General features: G+C 44.2%; 15 protein-coding genes. 14 read left to right on the top strand and 1 reads right to left on the bottom strand.

Annotated features, from left to right (window positions below):
* Positions 1–12: 12 nt before the first annotated feature.
* The gene (ponA, locus tag J502_RS02020; protein WP_034669840.1) at positions 13–2,559 is read right to left on the bottom strand and encodes a penicillin-binding protein PBP1a; all 2,547 of its coding nucleotides are present in this window, start codon (positions 2,557–2,559) and stop codon (positions 13–15) included.
* A 161-nt stretch (positions 2,560–2,720) separates the two neighbouring features.
* On the opposite strand from ponA, the gene J502_RS02015 reads away from it, so the two are divergent.
* From J502_RS02015 to J502_RS01950, 14 genes are all read left to right on the top strand, one after another.
* Positions 2,721–3,779, top strand: a complete 1,059-nt coding sequence (locus tag J502_RS02015; protein WP_005024205.1) for a pilus assembly protein PilM — start codon at positions 2,721–2,723, stop codon at positions 3,777–3,779.
* Positions 3,779–4,438 carry a PilN domain-containing protein gene (locus J502_RS02010; RefSeq protein ID WP_034682937.1) on the top strand — a complete coding sequence of 220 codons (660 nt, stop codon included), beginning with the start codon at positions 3,779–3,781 and terminating at the stop codon, positions 4,436–4,438. Before J502_RS02015 ends, J502_RS02010 begins: the two co-directional genes overlap by 1 nt.
* Positions 4,435–5,145, top strand: coding sequence for a type IV pilus inner membrane component PilO (locus J502_RS02005; RefSeq protein WP_005404626.1), 711 nt, complete (start codon positions 4,435–4,437; stop codon positions 5,143–5,145). Before J502_RS02010 ends, J502_RS02005 begins: the two co-directional genes overlap by 4 nt.
* Positions 5,142–5,669: a pilus assembly protein PilP gene (locus J502_RS02000; RefSeq protein WP_005018049.1), complete on the top strand. Its 528-nt coding sequence runs from the start codon at positions 5,142–5,144 to the stop codon at positions 5,667–5,669. The genes J502_RS02005 and J502_RS02000 overlap by 4 nt, the downstream gene beginning before the upstream one ends.
* A gap of 17 nt (positions 5,670–5,686) precedes the next feature.
* Complete coding sequence (locus tag J502_RS01995) at positions 5,687–7,867, top strand: type IV pilus secretin PilQ (protein WP_034682935.1); 2,181 nt, start codon at positions 5,687–5,689, stop codon at positions 7,865–7,867.
* A 36-nt stretch (positions 7,868–7,903) separates the two neighbouring features.
* Positions 7,904–8,455, top strand: coding sequence for a shikimate kinase AroK (gene aroK, locus J502_RS17090; protein WP_005018052.1), 552 nt, complete (start codon positions 7,904–7,906; stop codon positions 8,453–8,455).
* 18 nt (positions 8,456–8,473) lie between these two features.
* Positions 8,474–9,559: a 3-dehydroquinate synthase gene (gene aroB, locus J502_RS01985; protein WP_034682933.1), complete on the top strand. Its 1,086-nt coding sequence runs from the start codon at positions 8,474–8,476 to the stop codon at positions 9,557–9,559.
* A 7-nt stretch (positions 9,560–9,566) separates the two neighbouring features.
* A complete protein-coding gene (locus tag J502_RS01980; protein ID WP_005024218.1) occupies positions 9,567–10,430 on the top strand; it encodes a hypothetical protein in 864 nt (287 codons plus the stop codon).
* Between the two features lie 468 nt (positions 10,431–10,898).
* On the top strand, positions 10,899–15,368 hold the full coding sequence (gene gltB / locus J502_RS01975; protein ID WP_171072006.1) for a glutamate synthase large subunit: 4,470 nt from the start codon (positions 10,899–10,901) through the stop codon (positions 15,366–15,368).
* Positions 15,369–15,440: 72 nt separating this feature from the next.
* Positions 15,441–16,862 carry a glutamate synthase small subunit GltD family protein gene (locus J502_RS01970; protein WP_034682930.1) on the top strand — a complete coding sequence of 474 codons (1,422 nt, stop codon included), beginning with the start codon at positions 15,441–15,443 and terminating at the stop codon, positions 16,860–16,862.
* Between the two features lie 372 nt (positions 16,863–17,234).
* A complete protein-coding gene (locus tag J502_RS01965) occupies positions 17,235–18,098 on the top strand; it encodes a metal-dependent hydrolase (protein ID WP_034682928.1) in 864 nt (287 codons plus the stop codon).
* 220 nt (positions 18,099–18,318) lie between these two features.
* The gene (locus J502_RS01960) at positions 18,319–18,909 is read left to right on the top strand and encodes a LemA family protein (protein WP_005018078.1); all 591 of its coding nucleotides are present in this window, start codon (positions 18,319–18,321) and stop codon (positions 18,907–18,909) included.
* A 21-nt stretch (positions 18,910–18,930) separates the two neighbouring features.
* Entirely contained in the window at positions 18,931–19,995 is a 1,065-nt protein-coding gene (locus J502_RS01955) for a TPM domain-containing protein (protein WP_034682925.1), read from the top strand.
* Complete coding sequence (locus J502_RS01950) at positions 19,989–20,549, top strand: TPM domain-containing protein (protein WP_034682923.1); 561 nt, start codon at positions 19,989–19,991, stop codon at positions 20,547–20,549. Before J502_RS01955 ends, J502_RS01950 begins: the two co-directional genes overlap by 7 nt.
* Positions 20,550–20,620 lie beyond the last annotated feature (71 nt).

The following is a 20,620-nucleotide window of genomic DNA, read 5'->3' as shown; positions in this document are numbered from 1 at the left end:
TCTTTATTTAAATCATTGGACCTCTTGAATCAGATTCTCCAGTGCATCACGTTGCTGAGGTTCAGTACGTGGTTGCTGTGTTCGGGCAGGTTGATCCGGTGTATTAACTTGAGGTGGAGCTGAGCGTGAAGGAATCAGGATTTCTTCACCGGGCAAATCGGCAAAGTCATTAGTGACAGCAGCCGGAGGAGGGGCCGGACGATATAAAGGACGTGCCAGAGGAGGGGAAGCACGATCAACCTTAGGCTCTACTTGGCCCGCTGTTTCTTGTAGTCGGGGAGCTTTAGCATTTTTGTCTAGCTGTACCCAGGATGCTGGAGTCCCCTTGAGCGCATTCCCCATGAAGTTAATCCAAATCGGTAAAGCTGCTCCCCCGCCATATTCACGACGGCCCAGAGTTGTTGGCTGGTCAAAGCCAACCCAGGCCACAGTCACTAGTTTGCCGTTAAAACCCGCAAACCACGCATCTTTAGCATCATTTGTAGTACCGGTTTTGCCTCCAATATCACCACGGCCAATTTTTAAAGCAGCGCGTCCTGTACCATGCTGTATCACATCCCGAAGAATATTGGCCATATCATAAGCCGAGCTCGATTTTAAAATGCGCTGCGCCTGACGATAATCTGATTCCGGTTCTTTCTGCTCGCTAATATTATTTTTTGATTGCTCTAAAGACTGATTGGTCACTTCAATGACTTCATCATCAGGCGTCTGCGGAGTGTCTTCTTCAGTATCATCTTTGGCATTAATACAAGGAATACAGGCATATTCCGGGTCAGCCTCAAAAATCACTTTGCCATAGGCATCTTCAATTCGACTAATAAAATGAGGCTGGATTCGGTAGCCCCCATTGGCAAAGGTGGCATAACCGGTTGCCATCTGTACAGGTAAAACCTGTGGTGTTCCCAAAGCAATCGTATAGTTGCGTGGAATCTGGTCATCACGTAAACCAAAGTCCATAAGTAACTGTCGCGCACGCTCAATTCCTACATTTTGTAGTAAACGTACAGAGACCGTATTACGTGACAAATAGAGTGCACGGCGTAAAGGAATCATTCCCAGATATCGACCATCCGAGTTTCTGGGTGTCCATTTACCGATCGTAATCGGACTGTCATTTACCATCGTATAGGGGGTCATTCCACGCTCTAAAGCCAGAGCATAGATAAAGGGTTTAATTGTGGAGCCAGGTTGACGCCAGCCTTGTAAGGCCCGGTTAAACTTGGACTGATAAAAACTGTAGCCCCCTACAACTGCTTCAATCGCTCCATTATTTGGATTAATTGCGATCAGCTGGCCCTGTACTTTTGGTAACTGGACCAGTGCCCATGAAGTTTTACTTTCATTCGGGCGCAACCGGATAATATCTTTAACTTTCACAATCTGAGAGGCACGACTTGGCGCTCCCCCTACACTGTTAGCATTGCGGTAAGGCCTTGCCCAAGACATGCCAGACCATGGTACTGTCACTGTAGAACCATCCTGCATCAGTGCTTCAAATGAGTTGGAATTGACCTTGACTACCTGTGCAGGGTAAGTATTTGCAAATGCCCGAAATTTGTTTAAAGGCTCATCATGTGCCTCGGCCCCGCGCCAGCCATGGCGACGGTCATAATCTTCCAGACCATTCTGGACTGCCTGTTCAGCATAGGCCTGACGTTTACTATCAATGGTGGTGTACACCTTATAGCCTGAATCGATGGCCAGATCACCAAAGCGTTCTACCAGTTCAGAGCGAACCATCTCACCTACATAGGGAAAGCGGTTACTGATTCCACGATCAGGCATGTCCAAGTTGATTGGCTCGGCCACGGCAGCCTGATATTGTGACTGGCTGATATATCCAAGCTGTAACATACGGCCCAGAATCCAGTTGCGACGTTCCAATGCCCGTTCAGGGTTAGCAACCGGATTATATTTCGATGGAGCTTTAGGCAGGCCGGCCAGCATTGCCATTTGTGCCAGACTTAGCTCATCCAGACTTTTGTTATAATAAATTTTGGCAGCTGCGGCGATACCATAGGCATTTTTACCTAAGAAAATCTTATTGACATATAAGGTCAGAATTTCTTCTTTACTCAGGTTTTGCTCGATTTTTCGTGCCAGAAAAATCTCTGTCAATTTACGTTTTAAGGTACGCTCCGGGCTTAAATAATAGTTCTTGGCCACCTGCATAGTAATAGTTGAACCGCCAGTCTGCACGTCAGATCCGGTAACACTCTCTGTAACAGCACGCCCCAAGCCTTTAAAGCTGATGCCACTATGCTCAAAAAATGAGGAGTCTTCTGCGGCAAGAAAAGCATGAATAAAGGCTGGCGGAATCTGTTTATATTCAACCGGTACAGACAATTTTCCACCGTACTCAGCCACCAGCTCGTTATCGGCAGTATAGACCTGTAACGGCTTAAGTAAAGGTGCTTTTTTGAGCGAACTCATTTCAGGCAGTGAAGGGGCAATATAAAGATAAATACCATAAAACCCCATTGGTATTGAGACTAGAATGATAATTAAAATAGAAAAAAAGGGGTGAACACGGCCTGAACTGGATAGCTTTTTCATAACAAGTAAGTTTTAATAAGAGCTAATGGCAAACTAATTGATGGTCAGTATAGCCGTTAGATAAACGGATTGTTAGATGAGATATTGTATCCGTGCAAAATTATACGCTGACTATTAGTTCGTTATTTTTTTTGGGGATAAAAAAATAATAGGAAAGCATTGTGCTCAGGTTATATCGTAAACCAAATAAAGGATTAGTCGGAATAGATGTAAGTTCTACTTCGGTTAAATTGTTAGAGCTCTCTGTAAAAGGTGGCAGATACTGGGTTGAAAGTTACGGGCTTTATCCGCTTTCCGATGGAAGTGTCGTTGAAAAAAATATTCTGAATCCTGAAGCGGTTGCCGATGCTTTAGAGCGCGTAATTGACATTGCTAACCCTCAGGCGGCTAATGCGGCTTTTGCAGTACCTACTTCGGCGGTGATTAATAAAGTCATCGAGATGGATGCAGACATGAACGATGATGAACGTGAAGTTCAGATCCGTATGGATGCAGAGCAATATATTCCTTTTCCTTTAGACGAAGTCAGTCTTGATTTCGAAGTGTTGCCAGATATATTGGCAAATCCTGATCGAGTAAATGTACTGCTGGTGGCCACCCGTACTGAAAATGTAGATGCACGTGTCGAAGTGCTGGAAATGGCCGGTCTAACTGCGAAAATTGCTGATGTAGAAAGTTATGCGCTAGAACGTGCGTTTAAAGTGTTCGCTGATACATTGCCTATAGGGGTGAATACTGTAGGTATTCTAGATATCGGCCACACCATGACAACTTTGTCTGTCATGCAGCATGGCAAGATTATCTATACTCGCGAGCAGGTTTTTGGTGGAAAGCAGCTGACTCAGGACATCCAGAATCGTTATGGCCTTTCCTATGAAGAAGCTGGCCGGGCCAAAAAAGAGCGTAATTTGCCAGATGATTATGATATTGAAATACTCGAGCCTTTCTTAGAGGCCTTAGTGCAACAGGCTGCTCGTTCTTTGCAGTTTTTTTTCTCGTCTTCACAGTTTAATGAGATTGATCATATTTTATTGGCAGGGGGAAATGCCAACATACCGGGACTGGCCAAACTACTCCAACAAAAGCTGGGCTACCGGGTAACAATTGCCAATCCATTTTTACAGATGGGTTTTGCGCCGCAGGTTGATGTACAAAAAGTTGAAAAAGATGCATCTTCACTCATGGTGGCTTGTGGTTTGGCGCTGAGGAGTTTTGATTAATGACAACAATTAACCTGCTCCCTTGGCGTGATGAGCTAAGGGAACAACGGAAAAAGCAATTTATTATTATTTGTATTGGGGTGGCATTACTAGGTTTAGCCGGAGTGGTACTGACCTGGATGTACTATGACCGCAAGCTGGATGATCAGGAACAAGCTAATCAACTGATTATCAGTACTAACCAGAATCTGGATATACAGCTTAAATCTCTAGATGGCCTGCAAGAACAGCGTGATGCCATTATTGAGCGCATGAACCTGATTCAGGGCTTACAGGGTAAACGTCCGGTTACTGTTCGTTTGGTGGATGAGCTGGCACGTGTAATCCCAACCAATATGTATCTGACCAAATTTGCACGGACTGGTGATAAATTTACTCTCGAAGGGAAGGCAGAAAGCCCGAACACTGTAGCTGAGCTTTTGCGTGGACTAGAAGCTTCACCTTGGTATCGTAATGCCTTTATGAACTCATTCCTTGCCGCGGAAGAAAAGAAAGAGCAGACCCCAAGTTCGCTGATACCCCGACCAGAAGAAAACTATGGCAGTTTTGTTGTAACTGTGGACGCAGGTGAGATTGCTGCTGATAGTCCACCATCGGCTGATCCCAATGCACCAACCAATACAGCAGCAACGGGTCCTGCAGCGGGAGCAGCACAATGAGTCGTGAAGAATTTGATGATTTAAACCAGGAAGATGCTAAACCTGCTAAAAGAAAAATGACGCTAGAAGCCTTCCTGCAACAGTTTAATACTCTGGATACACATAATTACGGCAGCTGGCCTTTTTCAGTCAAACTGACCTGCTGGATATTTCTGTTCCTGCTGGTTTGTGCAATTGGCTATTTCTTAGCAATTCGCCCCAAACTTGAAGCTATTTCTAATGCGCAGGCACAAGAACAGAATTTGTTAAACGAGTTTCGTGAAAAGGACTCTAAACTGCGTAACTTACAGCAATACCAAGCACAACTACAGGAAATGGAAGCGAATTTTAATGAGCAACTGGAACAGTTGCCTAAAGAAACCGAGATTCCTGGACTGGTTGAAGATATTAACGTTGCAGGAGTAAGTTCTGGCCTGAAATTTAAAAATATTCGTCTAGAAAGTGAAATTCGGCAGGAGTTCTTTATTGAACAGCCAATTGATATTCAGGCAACAGGTGATTATCATGCCTTTGGTTCTTTTGTGAGCACTATTGCGGCGCTTCCACGAATTGTAACCCTGCATGACTTTGAAATTACCAGTACACAGGCGCAGAACTCAGATATTCCAGAAGTAAATTATGCGGTGAAAGCTAAAACATACCGATATGTCGGTAATAATGAGCAGCCAAATACTACGGATACCCCAGCAGGAGGGCAGCCACAATGACTTGGAATAAGATCATTTTAGGCCTGTGCTGCGGCATGATTCTGGTAGGCTGTGATTCACGTATAGATGCAGTAAATGAAGAGATGGCAGTCATTCGTAACCAACCACCTCTACCGATTGAACCGGCACCTGTGTTCAGTCCTGTACCTACATTTGCTTATGCAGCACATCAGTTCAGAAGTCCATTTTTACCTAGCTCGCTTGCAGCTGAGTTAAAAGTTATGGCCGGGAAGCGGGTTTATCCGAATTTTTCACGCCAACCCCAACCTCTTGAGAGCTATGCCCTTGAATCTTTAAATATGAAAGGCAGTATGCGTAATTCAAGAGGGCAGATTATTGCACTAATCCAGACGCCCGATGGCCAGATTGAACAAGTGCAGCGCGGGAACTATATGGGTATGCATCATGGGCGTATTGTTCAGATTACACCTACCCAGATTGATCTGGTTGAGATCATCCCGGATGGGCGCGAAGGCTATGTGGAACGTCCCCGCAGTCTAGTACTGATTGGGCCACAGCCTTAAGGATGAAAGGAATAAAAATGAAAAAGAGTTTTCAAGAATTTTTGATGGGGGATGGCAACAGCATGATTCATTTATATCGTCAATTTGCGATGGGAGCAGTTGCTGCAGCAATGATGCAGGTAGCAAGTGCAGCGGTCAATATTACCAATATTGTACCTATGCAGATTCCGGGACAAGGGACAGAAATTCGAGTCATGTTTAATGGATTGCCGCCCCAGCCCCAGGCTTATCAGCTTGAACAGCCTTCGCGACTGATCTTAGACTTTGATCAGGCCAAACAAAATCTTAAACAGCCTAGTATTCCGGTTGCTACCAATGAAGCAAGCGCAATTCATGTGGCCTCTGATGAACAACGTTCCCGAATTATTGTAAGTTTAAAAGATGCAGGTGCCTTTACTACCCGTGTAGAAGGCAATACTTTTATTTTAAAGATTAATCCGGTAACAGGCGCGCCTACAGTATTGCCACAGCCAGTTGCTGTAGCACAGCAGCCTGCTCAGGGTATCTCGAACATTGGTTTCCAGCGTGGAAGTCAGGGCGAGGGACAGGTTTTAATTGATTTTCTGAACCCGAATACTCCTGCTGATGTACAGCAGCAGGGAAGTAAAGTCATAGTCAGGATGCTGGGAAATAAAATCCCTTCCCATCTAATCCGCCGTTTGAATATGAATGATTTTGCCACGCCGGTCTCGACTGTTGATGCCTATAATGAAGGCGGTAATGGTATTATTACTATTCAATCAACTGGCAGTTATGAGTATATGGCGTATCAGACTGAGAACCGCTTAACAGTCAGTTTAAAGCGCCCGGAAGAAAAGAGTACGGTCAAAACCCGTTCTGCACCTAATTATAGCGGTAAAAAGGTTTCACTCGACTTTCAGGATATTGAGGTTCGTCGGGTATTACAGTTGTTAGCAGATTTCACTGGTATCAACCTGGTTGCAGCCGACTCTGTTCAGGGAAATATTACGTTGCGCCTGAAAGATGTACCATGGGACCAGGCTTTAGACATTATTTTAAAAACCAAAAACCTGGATAAACGTCGTAATGGTGATGTAATCTGGATTGCTCCGGTTGCAGAGCTGATTAAAGCAGAAGAGGAAGAGGCTAAGGCAATTGCGCAAAGTACCAGACTTATGCCTTTACAAACTGAATATATCCAGCTGAATTATGCAAAAGCTGTCGATATCGAAAAACTGATTACCCAAGGCAGAAATAGTGGTAATGGTAGTGCTAACGGTGCTTCAAACAATACGGAAGCACTGGGTGATAGTGTGGGAAGCCTGCTAAGTCCAAGAGGAACCATTTCAATAGACCCACGTACCAATACCTTAATCATTAATGATACGGCTCAGAAACTTGACCAGATCCGCCGTATGATTGATCTTCTGGATGTAGCGGTAAAACAGGTGATGGTTGAGGCCCGTATTGTCAGGGCTAGTACTGACTTCACCAAAGAAATGGGCGTGAAGTGGGGAATTCTTTCACAGGGTATTACCCGTAATAACAGCCTGCTGGTCGGCGGCAGTGAAACCACCTTATGGAATCTGCGTGATCCTGATGATGAAGGCAAATACACCATAGAGCGTCCACAAAACCTGAATGTGGATTTAGGCGTTACAGCTCCGGGTGCAAGCCGTATTGCCTTCGGTTTAATTAGTCTTTCTGATTTTATGCTGGATCTCGAATTGTCAGCCTTGCAGGCTGATGGTTATGGTGAAGTCATTTCTACGCCGAAAGTACTAACAGCTGACAAACAGCAGGCCCGAGTTGCTTCTGGTACTCAAATTCCCTACCAGTCTTCAGAGGGCGGTGGCGCCAATGCAGTTTCTACCACTGAATTTGTGGATGCTACTTTAAGTCTGAATGTAACACCAAGTATTACTCCTGATGGTAAAATCCAGATGTTACTGAACATTACCAGCGATACTCCGGGGAACCCGACACCAACTGGCCAGATCGCGATTAACAAGAATGAAATTAATACTAATGTGCTGGTTAACAATGGTGAAACTGTAGTCCTTGGCGGTATTTTTGAACAGGAAACCAGGAATACGCAAACGAAAGTACCTGTTCTCGGAGACCTGCCGGGTGTAGGCCGTTTATTCCGCCGTGATGCTAAAAGTGATAACAAGCGTGAGTTACTGATTTTTGTCACACCACGAATTGTTAATGACAGTGCGACTGGAAATCATTAATATATTTTTAATTCAAGTAATTCAATAGGTGACTCCTTGCCAAGCAAAGAGTTTGACACCCTGCCAAATATCTATTTGGTAGGGCCGATGGGAGCTGGAAAAACCACTGTGGGGCGACATCTGGCAGAGTTACTGGGCCGGGAATTTCTGGACAGTGATCATGAACTGGAGCGTAAAACAGGGGCAAATATCCCTTGGATTTTTGAAAAAGAGGGAGAAGCTGGTTTCCGGAGTCGGGAGACCGCCGTTATTGACCAGCTAACACTTCGGCAAAAGCTGGTGCTAGCTACAGGTGGTGGGGCTGTAACGCAGGCGCCTAACCGTGAATTCCTCAAGCAGCGCGGCATCGTAGTATATCTCTATACACCAGTAGAAATTCAGCTTCAACGTACCTATCGTGATAAAAACCGGCCATTATTACAAGTAGAAAACCCGGAACAGAAGCTTCGAGACCTGTTGGCTGCCCGTGACCCGCTCTACCGGGAAGTGGCACATTATATTATCGAGACCAATCAAGGGGCAGCACGAGATCTAGCCCAAAAAATCTTGAAGATTATTAGCTCTGAAGAGTTACACTCCGCACCATGATTACGGGTTCCAGACTGTATGCAAACCTTATATGTTGAATTAGGCGATCGCCGTTATCCTATTTTTATTGGTAGTGATCTGAGTCCTCAGACTTTGCTTGAACCTTATATTCTGGGCAAGCAGGTTATGATTGTAACCAATACTACCCTCGAAAAACTTTACTTGAACCATTATGTAAGTGCGGTTAAATCTCTGGATAAAGTAGTCGCTACGTGTGTATTGCCTGACGGTGAACAGTATAAAAATATTCAGCATCTTAATCTGATTTTCGATGCACTTTTGCAAGCTGGCTTTAACCGGGACTGTACCGTTCTGGCGCTTGGAGGTGGTGTAATTGGAGATATGGCCGGATTTGCATCTGCCAGCTTTCAGCGTGGAGTTTATTTTATTCAGGTGCCAACGACCTTGCTTTCGCAAGTGGATTCCAGTGTCGGGGGGAAAACAGGAATTAATCACCCGCTGGGTAAAAATATGATTGGTGCTTTCCAGCAGCCACAGGTAGTTATGGCAGACATGTCACAGCTAAAGACATTACCTGACCGTGAGTTATCGGCTGGCCTTGCTGAAGTAATCAAATATGCCTTACTGGGAGACCGTGATTTTCTGGAATGGCTAGAGCAGCATATGGATCAGCTGGTTGCTCGTGATCCTGAGCTTCTGGCCGAAGCAGTGTATCGCTCCTGTGCGCATAAAGCCCGTATTGTGGCGCGTGATGAAAAAGAGCAAGGCAATCGTGCGTTATTAAATCTTGGCCATACTTTTGGCCATGCGATTGAATCTTATCTGGGCTATGGAATGTGGTTGCATGGAGAGGCAGTTGCCACCGGTATGGTCATGGCAGCAGATTTGTCTCAACGTATGGGCTGGATTTCAGCAGACGACTTGCAACGTACAAAAAATATTATTCAACGTGCAAATTTACCGATAGTATGTCCGCACATTCCGCTTGAGCAGTTTCTGGAATATATGGCACATGATAAAAAAGTTCTGAATGGACAACTGCGTCTGGTCCTCCTGAAACAGTTGGGACAAGCTATAATTACCAGAGAATTTGACTTAAAGCTGATGAAGCAGGCAATTCTTGCAAATCAACAAGGAGCATAGGCAAAATATGGCAGCAGTTCGTATGCAACGGGACAATATTCAGCGGTATATCTGGCTGATGAGCGGATTGCTATGCCTGTTACTTGCTTTCATCTTTTGGCTGATGACAGATAAAGAGCAATTGGTTGAAGTGAAAAAAACGCCTGAGAGTGAAGCCCAAACTCAGATTCAGCCTGAGAAGGTTGGTTCAATGACCCATCTTGGTGCATTACTGGAAGAAGTTCGGCCACTTGAACTGACTACCCGAATAGTGGCTTCAGGCATTCATGAGCCTGAGTTCCGTGGTACTAAATTTATGCTGGAGAATAAGAAACTCTGGACCAATGAACTATTTCGCTCTTCTGAAGAAGATATTATTAAAAGCTTTCTGAAGAAACAGCCTCAACGTAATAATTTTATTTATTTCCGACTCAGTGGCGAAGAACAGACAGAACAGTATGTGCTGGCTTATGGCAAGTATAAGACAGCTCAGGAAGCTGAACAGGCATTGGATCAATTAAATCTTGTACTTCCACCTTCGCTTAAGCCGCATACACAAAAGTTTGAAGATTATGCAGCTTTTGTAAATGATTTAGGTTCAGAGGAGATGAGCGGAAGTGCAAAAGTACGTGAAATTGTCTTGAAACCGGCTGCCTTACCTAAAATTGATGAGAGCTTACTTAGCCGACCAAACCCGGCAGCTAATACAGCGCAAACCAATAATGCGCCTTCCACTGTAAAAACGACAATTACCAGAAGAGATCAAGAGGGTAATGTAGTTGATGTACAGCGTTCACAATCTAATATTCCTGTTTCGCAGCCATCACGTGCTGGTACCTCAGCTGATGCCTCTAGACCTGTTGAAAATGAAATTAGTGATCCTTTTAATTAATATTAAAATTCAGGACCTGTATAAAACTCTTCGCAATGATGCAAAATAGAGCATATTTTTTATATTTAAAATAATTTTGCACCATATTGGGTCGTAAATTGGTCTTAAAAATAAACTTACTATGCTTTTAAGTAGCTTAGATTTATGTTTTTTAAGTAATTAGTAATATTTTTAAAAGTTGGCATCTTTTTTGCTTTATTAAAAGGCTATTTGAATCTGATTTATCCGGTTGACACCAAAACTGCTCAGTTAAACTGCTAGATACTTCTCTTGCATGCTTTAAAAGAGTTCGTAGAAAGAAAAACAGAAGCCATAACCATATACCTTTCTTACAGAGTAAGCGTATATTTAGGCCGGTGACTGAGCTTTTTACATCTGCTGCTGGTTAAGAGAGCAAATTGCAAATTATAGAGAGAAAAATTGTTCGATGCCCATTAGGGGCCATGTTAAGAAGGGTACGCTATGCACATGCCATCGCCTAATACTGTAGCTCCCGCTCAAGGTTTATATCAACCCGATGAGTTTAAAGATAACTGTGGTTTTGGCCTGATCGCCCACATGCAGGGTGAAGCCAGCCATCATTTGGTCGAGACTGCAATTCATAGTTTAAGTTGCATGACTCACCGTGGCGGTATTGCTGCAGATGGTAAAACCGGTGATGGTTGTGGCTTGTTACTGGCGATGCCTAAACAGTTTTTCCGTGAAGAAGCACAAAAACTTGGCGTCAACCTGACTGAAATATTTGCTGCTGGAACCGTATTTCTAAATACTGATCCAGCCTTAGCTCACCATGCTAAACAGATTTTAAATAAAGAAATAGAAGCAGAAGGCTTAAAAGTTGCAACTTGGCGCGTAGTCCCAACAAAAACTGAAGTGTTGGGTGAAATTGCTTTGCGTTCTCTACCTGCGTTTGAACAGATTTTAGTGAACTGCCCAATGGGAGTTACTGAAGTCGAATTTAACCGCAAGCTTTTCCTGGCACGTCGTCGTGCCGAACAGCAGGTCAATGATCCACTGTTCTATGTTACCACGCTGGCTACTACTGTCATTAGCTATAAAGGTCTGATGATGCCAGAAGCGATTGCAGATTTTTATACGGATCTGGCCGATGAGCGCCTACATTCACATATCGTGGTGTTCCATCAGCGTTTCTCGACTAATACGCTGCCGCGTTGGCCACTGGCTCAGCCATTCCGCTATCTGGCACATAATGGTGAAATTAATACCATTACAGCTAACCGTAACTGGGCAATGGCGCGCACACCAAAATTTGAAAATCCGCTATTACCCGGCTTGACTGAGATGACGCCAATTGTGAACCGTACCGGTTCAGATTCATCAAGTTTAGATAATATGCTAGAAATTCTGGTGGGTGGTGGTATGGATCTGTTCCGTGCTTTGCGTATGCTGGTTCCACCAGCATGGCAAAATGTGGAAACACTCGATGCAGACTTGCGCGCATTTTATGAATTTAATTCTAAGCATATGGAAGCTTGGGATGGTCCTGCAGGTCTGGTTATTCAGGATGGCCGCCATGCGATCTGTATGCTAGACCGTAACGGACTGCGTCCGGCTCGTTGGGTAATTACCAAAAATGGCTATATTACCTTGGCATCAGAAATTGGGGTGTGGAGTTATGAACCAGAAGATGTAATTTCTAAAGGTCGTGTTGGTCCTGGACAGATCCTCGTGATCGATACCCTGACCGGTAAGTTGCTAGACACTCAGGATGTCAACAAGCACTTGAAAAATATGCGTCCTTATCGTGCCTGGTTGCGTGACCATGCTATCCGGTTGCAAGGCAGTCCGGAGCTTGAAGAGCACCTGTGTGAAAAAGGTCTGAAAAATGAGCAGTTAAAAGCTGCACAAAAAATGTTCATGGTCAGCTTTGAAGAGCGGGACCAGCTATTGCGTCCGATTGCTGAAAGTGGACAGGAAGCTGTCGGTTCAATGGGTGATGATACTCCTATGGCCGTCTTGTCACACCAGGTTCGTCATGTATCTGATTATTTCCGTCAGCAGTTTGCGCAGGTGACCAATCCGCCAATTGATCCTTTGCGTGAATCAATCGTGATGTCACTGGAAACCTGTCTGGGTCGTGAACAGAATGTATTTGAGCAGGGACCAGAACATGCAGACCGTCTGATTATTTCAAGTCCAGTATTGTCTAACTCAAAAATGCATCAGATCCGTACATTGGGTCGCACAGGTTATGAGATTGCCGAGATTGACCTGAACTATGTTGCAGAAGAAGGTTTACAGGCTGCAATCGCGCGGATCTGTGCCGAGTCTGCTCAGGCCATTCGTGATGGTAAAACTATTCTGGTCTTATCGGACAAAAAGATTCGTGAAGGCTATCTGCCGGCAAATGCGGTCATGGTGACAGGTGCTGTCCATCATTACCTGATTCAGGCTGGCTTGCGTACCGATGCCAATATTGTGGTCGAGAGCGGCTTTGCACGTGATCCACATCAATTTGCAGTACTGTTAGGTTTTGGTGCAACAGCTATCTACCCTTATCTTGCTTATGATGTCATCAATGATCTGATTGCCAAAGGCGAACTGCTGGGTGATCCGATTCATGCGCAAGCAAACTTCCGTAAAGGTATTGAAAAAGGCCTGCTGAAAGTCCTGTCAAAAATGGGCATTTCTACCGTTGCATCTTATCGTGGCGGTCAGCTGTTTGAGGCTGTGGGTTTATCAAGTGAAGTGGTAGATACCTGCTTTGTTGGTGTACCAAGCCGTATTCAGGGCGCAACTTTTGTTGACCTTGAAAATGATCAGAAGAAACTGGCTGACTTAGCCTGGAAAGCGCGTAAGCCGATTGATCAGGGTGGTATGCTAAAATTCGTATTCGGTAAGGAATATCATGCCTTTAATCCGGATGTGATTAATGCGTTGCATAAAGCTGTGCGTTCTGGCCAGTATCAGGACTTTAAAGAATATGCACAGCTGGTTAACCAGCGTCCAATTGCCACTATTCGTGATCTATTTAAGCTGAAAACAGATAATCCGATTGCACTTGATCAGGTTGAGTCTGTAGAGTCGATTCTTCCACGTTTTGATTCTGCGGGGATGTCATTGGGTGCGTTATCTCCAGAAGCGCATGAAGCAATTGCTGTAGCAATGAATACCATTGGTGGTCGTTCAAACTCTGGTGAAGGTGGTGAAGATCCGGCACGTTACGGGACCATTCGTAACTCAAAAATCAAGCAGATTGCTTCTGGACGTTTTGGTGTAACACCTGCTTATCTGACCTCGGCAGAAGTTTTGCAGATTAAGGTAGCTCAAGGGGCGAAACCGGGTGAAGGCGGACAGCTACCAGGTGGTAAGGTCAATAGTCTGATTGCACGCTTACGTTACTCGGTACCAGGCGTTACCCTGATTTCTCCTCCACCGCATCATGATATTTATTCAATTGAAGATTTGTCTCAGCTGATTTTTGATTTGAAACAGGTTAATCCGCAGGCTATGGTTTCAGTCAAACTGGTGTCTGAGCCAGGGGTGGGAACTATTGCAGCGGGTGTAGCCAAAGCATATGCGGACTTTATCACCATCTCTGGATATGATGGTGGTACAGCGGCCTCACCATTATCATCAATTCATCATGCCGGCTCTCCATGGGAGCTGGGCCTGGCAGAAGCGCATCAGGCCCTGCGTGTAAATGATTTGCGTGGCAAGGTGCGAGTACAGACTGATGGTGGCCTGAAGACCGGTCTGGATGTTATTAAAGCTGCAATTCTGGGTGCGGAAAGTTTCGGTTTTGGTTCTACACCAATGATTGCATTAGGCTGTAAATATCTGCGGATCTGCCACTTGAATAACTGTGCAACCGGTGTTGCAACTCAGCAGGACCATCTGCGTCATGAGCACTACATTGGTGAGCCAGAAATGCTAATCAATTTCTTCCATTTTATTGCGGAAGAAACTCGTGAATGGCTGGCTGCGCTTGGGGTCGCTTCACTCAAAGATCTGATTGGCCGTGTAGACCTGCTTGAAGTATTGCCTGGTGAAACTGACAAACATGCCCATCTGGATTTAAGTGCATTACTGACTTCACATCCGGCAGCAGAAGGCAAGGCGCAGTATTGTGAGGTGCAGGGCAATGAGCCATTTGATAAAGGTCTGCTGGCTGAACGTATGGTTGAAGAGATGCTACCAGCAATTGAAGCAGGTACTACAGGGACCTTTAACTATAAAGTGGTGAATTGTGACCGTTCGATTGGAGCACGTATCTCTGGTGAGATTGCCCGTCGCTATGGAAACCTCAGTATGGAAGCCCATCCAGTAGTCATGAACCTAAATGGTACAGCAGGTCAGTCACTAGGGGTGTGGAATGCGGGTGGCCTGCATATTCGCCTTGAAGGTGATGCCAATGACTACGTTGGTAAAGGCATGGCGGGTGGCCGGATTTCGATCTTCCCGCCAAAAGGTTCGCCGTTCCAGACTCAGAATACCGCAATTATTGGTAACACCTGCCTATATGGTGCAACTGGTGGTAAACTGTTCGCGGCTGGTACAGCTGGCGAGCGTTTTGCGGTACGTAACTCTGGTGCCTTTGCAGTAATTGAAGGCGCAGGTGATCACTGCTGTGAATATATGACTGGTGGCGTGGTCACTGTCCTGGGTAAAGTTGGACATAACTTTGGCGCGGGCATGACCGGTGGTTTTGCTTATGTGCTTGACCTCGACAATGATTTTGTTGACTACTATAACCATGAGTTAATTGATCTAAACCGTATTTCGACTGAAGCGATGGAAGATCATAAAGAGTTTCTGCTGCGAATTATTGATGAGCACATTGCCGAGACAGGTAGTGCCTGGGCCTACAAGATCCGCAATGAGTTTGATTACTACAGCCGTAAATTCTGGCTGGTGAAACCAAAAGCGGCGAATCTGTTGACGTTGTTAAAAACGACTCAGGCTGATCCTCAATAATTCCACGACTGCAAATAAACAGGCAGGTACAGACTCCTGAACACGGAGCTGTGCCCACCTACGGAGAGAGACATGGCAGAACGCCTCAATAATGACTTTCAATTTCTGGATGTAGCACGTCAGGATCCAGAAAAAAAAGATATTGCTGTCCGCAAAGCAGAGTTTGTGGAGATTTATAAACCGTTTAGTCAGGATGTTGCATCTAACCAGACTCATCGCTGTTTAGGCTGTGGTAATCCATACTGTGAATGGAAGTGTCCGGTACATAACTATATTCCAAACTGGTTAAAACTGATCGCTGAAGGTCGCGTATTCCAGGCGGCGGAACTGTGCCATCAGACCAATACCCTGCCAGAAGTCTGTGGACGTGTTTGTCCGCAAGACCGTTTATGTGAAGGTGCATGTACCCTAAATGACGGATTTGGTGCTGTAACTATTGGTAATGCTGAAAAATATATTAATGATACCGCCTTTGCACTGGGCTGGCGTCCAGATATGTCTAATGTCCAGTGGACCAGCAAAAAAGTTGCTATTATCGGTGCTGGACCGGCGGGGCTTGGCTGTGCAGATATTCTGGTCCGTAATGGGGGAAAACCGGTAGTTTTTGATAAACGCCCGGAAATCGGTGGCCTGCTGACATTTGGTATTCCTGAATTTAAGATGGAAAAAGATGTCATGAAACGCCGCCGTGAAATCTTCACCGGTATGGGGATTGAATTCCGTCTGAACACTGAAATTGGTACAGATATCACGATCGATCAGCTACTGAATGATTTTGATGCAGTGTTCATGGGAATGGGGACTTATACCTACATGAAAGGTGGCTTTGCAGGTGAGGAATATGAAGGTGTATATGATGCTCTTGATTTCCTGATTGCCAATGTTAACCGTTGTCAGGGCTGGGAAAAAGATCCATCTGAATACATTAGTATGGAAGGGAAAAAGGTGATTGTCCTAGGTGGTGGTGATACTGCCATGGACTGTAACCGTACATCAATCCGGCAGGGCGCAGCAGAAGTAACTTGTGCTTATCGCCGTGATGAAGCCAACATGCCAGGTTCACGTCGTGAAGTACAAAATGCCCGTGAAGAAGGGGTGAACTTCCTGTTTAACCGCCAGCCTGTCGAGATTGTAGGTGAAAATGGTAAGGTGACAGGTGTTAAAGTGGTGACGACTCAACTGGGTGAACCTGATAGTCGCGGTCGTCGTAGCCCAGAGCCAATACCGGGTTCGGAAGAGATATTACCCGCAGATGCCGTGTTGCTTGCTTTTGGTTTCCGTGCTAGCCCTGCTGACTGGTTTAAGGATGTCAATATTGAACTGGATGGTTCAGGTCGTGTAGTTGCTCCAGAACTTCAAATATATAAATTCCAGACATCGAACCCGAAAATCTTTGCAGGTGGTGATATGGTTCGTGGCTCTGATCTGGTAGTCACTGCAATCTGGGAAGGCCGCCAAGCCGCTGAGGGTATTCTGGACTACCTGGACGTTTAAGTTATTGTTTTAATGCATCACCTCGGGCCAGTCTTGGGGTGATTTTTATATGTCTGGTTTTTTGATTAATTAGAATATTAGAAGAAATATTTATAATTAATCATCTTATAAATATTTGTATTTAAATAATTAAAATAAATATTTGGTCTTAAAGTAACTGTCTTAATAATTTTTCAAACCCGCTATGTTATGAGTCATAGGTACTATATATTTTCATTATAAATATTCTTTTCAATGCATAAAAAATCTTGTATGCCATCTATTTAATTTATCAATTTGATAGTTTTGGCTAACTAAAGCAAGCAGTTTAGCCATGTGCGTTATAGTTTTCTAATCTCATACTAATGGTATCTCCGTTAGGCAGCCATTGTGATGAATGATTTAATGACAGCAAATCCACTGTACCGGAATCGGCCAAAGGCAACAGGAATTACTGTACGTAAGTTAGACTTCAATCCGGAAAAAATTTCGCGTTATTATTTTGCTCACTCACCTTTGATGTCACATTTTCTTACAGCATTGTCTTCTACCTTTCCGGTAGGTGAACAGTTTTTTGTACATAGTGTCCGGAATGTACGGGATCAGATTACAGATCCGGTTTTACAAACACAGATTGCTGCTTTTATTGGACAGGAGGCTATGCACTCCAAGGCTCATACTGAATTTAATCAGGCTTGGCGTAAAGATGACTATCAGCTGGATAATTTTCAGGCATGGCTGGAACGCCAGAATAAACATGTGCGCAATTTACCGCCCAAGGTACAGCTCGCGATTACCAGTGCTTTTGAGCATTTTACAGCTTTACTTGGTGGATATATCCTCAAGCATCCTGAGGTATTAAGTACACTAGATGAGGATGCCATGAAGCTTTGGGTATGGCATGCCATTGAAGAGATTGAACACCGCTCTGTTGCATTTGATGTTTATCAGCAGTTGTATGCTGACCAGCGCTTGCGTCGTCGCGTGATGAAACGGGTAACTGGTGGGTTTTTTAGTCTCGCAGCCTACTCAACCGGACGTTTATTTATGCAGGATAAATGGAAGAGCCTGCCTCAAATTAAGGGTAATCTATTTGGTGCTTATCTGCTGGTTAAAATGCTGGTTCAGCTGTTTCCAGAATATTTGTCATATTATAAAAAAGACTTTCATCCTGAACAGAATGATTATTCTATTGAACTCGAATACTGGAAAAAGCATCTGGCACAAGATTATCAGATGACCGACTTTCAGTATTAACTCTCAGTTTAATATTGAAAGAATAGTAGGGTTTCATCTATGGTCTCTTATAAATTTTTACTAATAATTTTAATAAATTAAAGCTTTTTTAGGCTTTCCTGGCCTGTTCCTTCCTTGAATTTCCTTGCTCATCTTTAAAATAAAGCAACACAAATAGCTTAAATTATATTTACAATGAATTTAAATGAACAAATACAAATAAATATTAGAGGATAGCTGCATGAAAATGCTGAGTAAAAGCCTAATCGCTCTCATTCTGGCCAGTACATTAAGCCTTTCAGGCTGTGGTTATAACACTTTACAGGTGAAAGATGAGGCAGTAACTGCGGCTTGGTCTGAAGTACAAAACCAGTACCAGCGCCGCGCTGATCTTGTACCGAATCTGGTCAATGTTGTTAAAGGCTATGCCAAACACGAAGAACAGGTACTCACTGAAGTAACTCAAGCGCGTGCCAATGTGGCCGGGCTAAAAGTAGATCGTGAAGTACTGGAAGATCCTGAATTATTTCAACGCTATCAGCAGGCGCAAAGCCAGTTGACCGGTGCGTTATCACGCCTGATTGCAGTTTCAGAAAACTACCCTGACCTGAAAGCAAATGAACAGTTTCGTGATTTACAGGTCCAGCTTGAAGGTACCGAGAACCGTATTGCTGTAGCACGTAACCGCTACATTAGCAGCGTGCAGGACTTTAACTCTTATGCCCGTCAGTTCCCGCAGGTTATGACAGCAAAAGTCATTGGTATGGAACCTAAACCAAACTTTACTGCTGAAGCTGGTGCACAAAAAGCTCCAACAGTATCTTTTGAATAAACTTAAAAAAGGGGGATGATAATGCAGAATAAATTTGCAGCTCAAGCGACCATCCCTTTTTGTATTATACGGCTGTGTTTGCTCAGTATAGTCCTGCTAGGCGGTCAAGCAGTTTGGAGTGAACCTGTAGAAAATGACACAACTGAAGCTGTGGTGTTAGGTAAGGTTTTACAAAACCAGCAACAGGCCAGCCATACCGCGACAGACCCCGTGTCTACGACTGCACGAACTAAAACGCCTGAAGTTAATAATGATATGGCGGAAGGTGAGTCTATTCGTGGATTACCGACTTTAAATCAACCAGTAGTAGATCAGGCGGGACTTCTTACTGCTGCTGAAAAGCAGGCAATTGACCAGAAAATTTTAAATCTTTATCAGCAGGGTAAGGCACAGGTTGGAATAATTATTGTACCCACTACAGGACAAGAAGATATTTTTGACTTTGCTATGCGTGCTGCAAACCAGTGGAAACTGGGTTCAGCCGAACAGGATAATGGACTGTTAATGGCTATCGCAGTAAATGACCATCGCATTCAAATTCTTTCAGGATATGGCCTTGAGGGCGTATTACCTGATATTGTGCTAAGTAGGATTATCCGTAATCAGATTACACCCTTTTTTAAACAGGGGCAGTATGTACAGGGAATTAATGCCGGTTTAAATGAGATTGAGCGTATTTTAAACCTTGATCCCGAAATTGCACAGCGGGCGGCCGAGCAGCTGAAATTACAACAAGAACAGGCACTGCATGAGCAGCAAGCTAAAGAGCGCACCTTTAACATGGGGCTGTTTATTTTAATTGCCGGTATTTTCGGTTCATTTATTGTCGGTAATCGTTTAAGTGCTTCCACTGCTGGTGTAGCTGCAGTGGCTGCAGGTCTGGTAAATGGTGCAGGTATAATTACCAGTTTATTACTCGGTTTTGGGATTTTCTTTTTACTGATTACTTCAATTGCCCAGACCATACTACATCTGTTTATTGCTTCACGTGGTGGAGGCGGTAGTGGCAGAGGCGGATTTGGTGGCGGTGGTTTCAGTGGTGGAGGCGGTGGCTTTGGCGGGGGAGGAGCATCAGGCTCATGGTAACTAAAACAGATACGACAGAGATTGTCACACAGCCAAAATTAGAAGAGAAAACTTCTCATAGTTTAAAACGCTGGTTTAAACACTTCTTTTATATGCCAGCCAGCAAGCGATATTTCAGTCGTGAAGACCAGAATGCGATTGCCCAAGCAGTACAACAAGCTGAACAGGGACATGTCGGTGAAATTCAGGTAGTGATTGAAGGTCATATTCCCTGTCAGCAGGCCTATAGTCAAGATACCTGTTTGCGCGCCCGACAGCTTTTTGCAGAGTTAGGCGTCTGGGATACCGAATATAATAGTGGTGTTCTTTTATATCTGAACCTGTGTGAACGTACTGTTGAGATTGTAATTGATCGTGGCATAAAACAGGCTACTGAGCAGCATACCTGGAATGAAATCTGTCAGCAGATTACTGCCGGTTTAAAACAGCAGCAGTACCGTAAGGCAGTGGTAGAAGGTGTATTAAGTATTGGACAGGTTTTAAACAGTTTTTATGTGAACCAGGTCATTGATGATGATAATGAAATAGAAAACTGTCCTATTATATTAAATTAATGAGACGTATTTTTAGACTGATAGTGACAATTTTTGTCAATTTATGACAATTAAATTGGAGATAGATTGAA

Source organism: Acinetobacter sp. 1294596, from assembly GCF_000582925.1.
GTDB lineage: Bacteria > Pseudomonadota > Gammaproteobacteria > Pseudomonadales > Moraxellaceae > Acinetobacter > Acinetobacter radioresistens.
This window is presented reverse-complemented; position numbering and strand designations above follow the sequence as displayed.

Bases quoted from the DNA above. Each gene is read 5' to 3' on its own strand.
- ponA (WP_034669840.1), bottom strand. From the start codon at position 2,559: ATGAAAAAGCTATCCAGTTCAGGCCGTGTTCACCCCTTTTTTTCTATT.
- J502_RS02010 (WP_034682937.1), top strand. From the start codon at position 3,779: ATGACAACAATTAACCTGCTCCCTTGGCGTGATGAGCTAAGGGAACAA.
- J502_RS02005 (WP_005404626.1), top strand. From the start codon at position 4,435: ATGAGTCGTGAAGAATTTGATGATTTAAACCAGGAAGATGCTAAACCT.
- J502_RS02000 (WP_005018049.1), top strand. From the start codon at position 5,142: ATGACTTGGAATAAGATCATTTTAGGCCTGTGCTGCGGCATGATTCTG.
- J502_RS01995 (WP_034682935.1), top strand. From the start codon at position 5,687: ATGAAAAAGAGTTTTCAAGAATTTTTGATGGGGGATGGCAACAGCATG.
- aroB (WP_034682933.1), top strand. From the start codon at position 8,474: ATGCAAACCTTATATGTTGAATTAGGCGATCGCCGTTATCCTATTTTT.
- J502_RS01980 (WP_005024218.1), top strand. From the start codon at position 9,567: ATGGCAGCAGTTCGTATGCAACGGGACAATATTCAGCGGTATATCTGG.
- gltB (WP_171072006.1), top strand. From the start codon at position 10,899: ATGCCATCGCCTAATACTGTAGCTCCCGCTCAAGGTTTATATCAACCC.
- J502_RS01970 (WP_034682930.1), top strand. From the start codon at position 15,441: ATGGCAGAACGCCTCAATAATGACTTTCAATTTCTGGATGTAGCACGT.
- J502_RS01965 (WP_034682928.1), top strand. From the start codon at position 17,235: ATGAATGATTTAATGACAGCAAATCCACTGTACCGGAATCGGCCAAAG.
- J502_RS01960 (WP_005018078.1), top strand. From the start codon at position 18,319: ATGAAAATGCTGAGTAAAAGCCTAATCGCTCTCATTCTGGCCAGTACA.
- J502_RS01955 (WP_034682925.1), top strand. From the start codon at position 18,931: ATGCAGAATAAATTTGCAGCTCAAGCGACCATCCCTTTTTGTATTATA.
- J502_RS01950 (WP_034682923.1), top strand. From the start codon at position 19,989: ATGGTAACTAAAACAGATACGACAGAGATTGTCACACAGCCAAAATTA.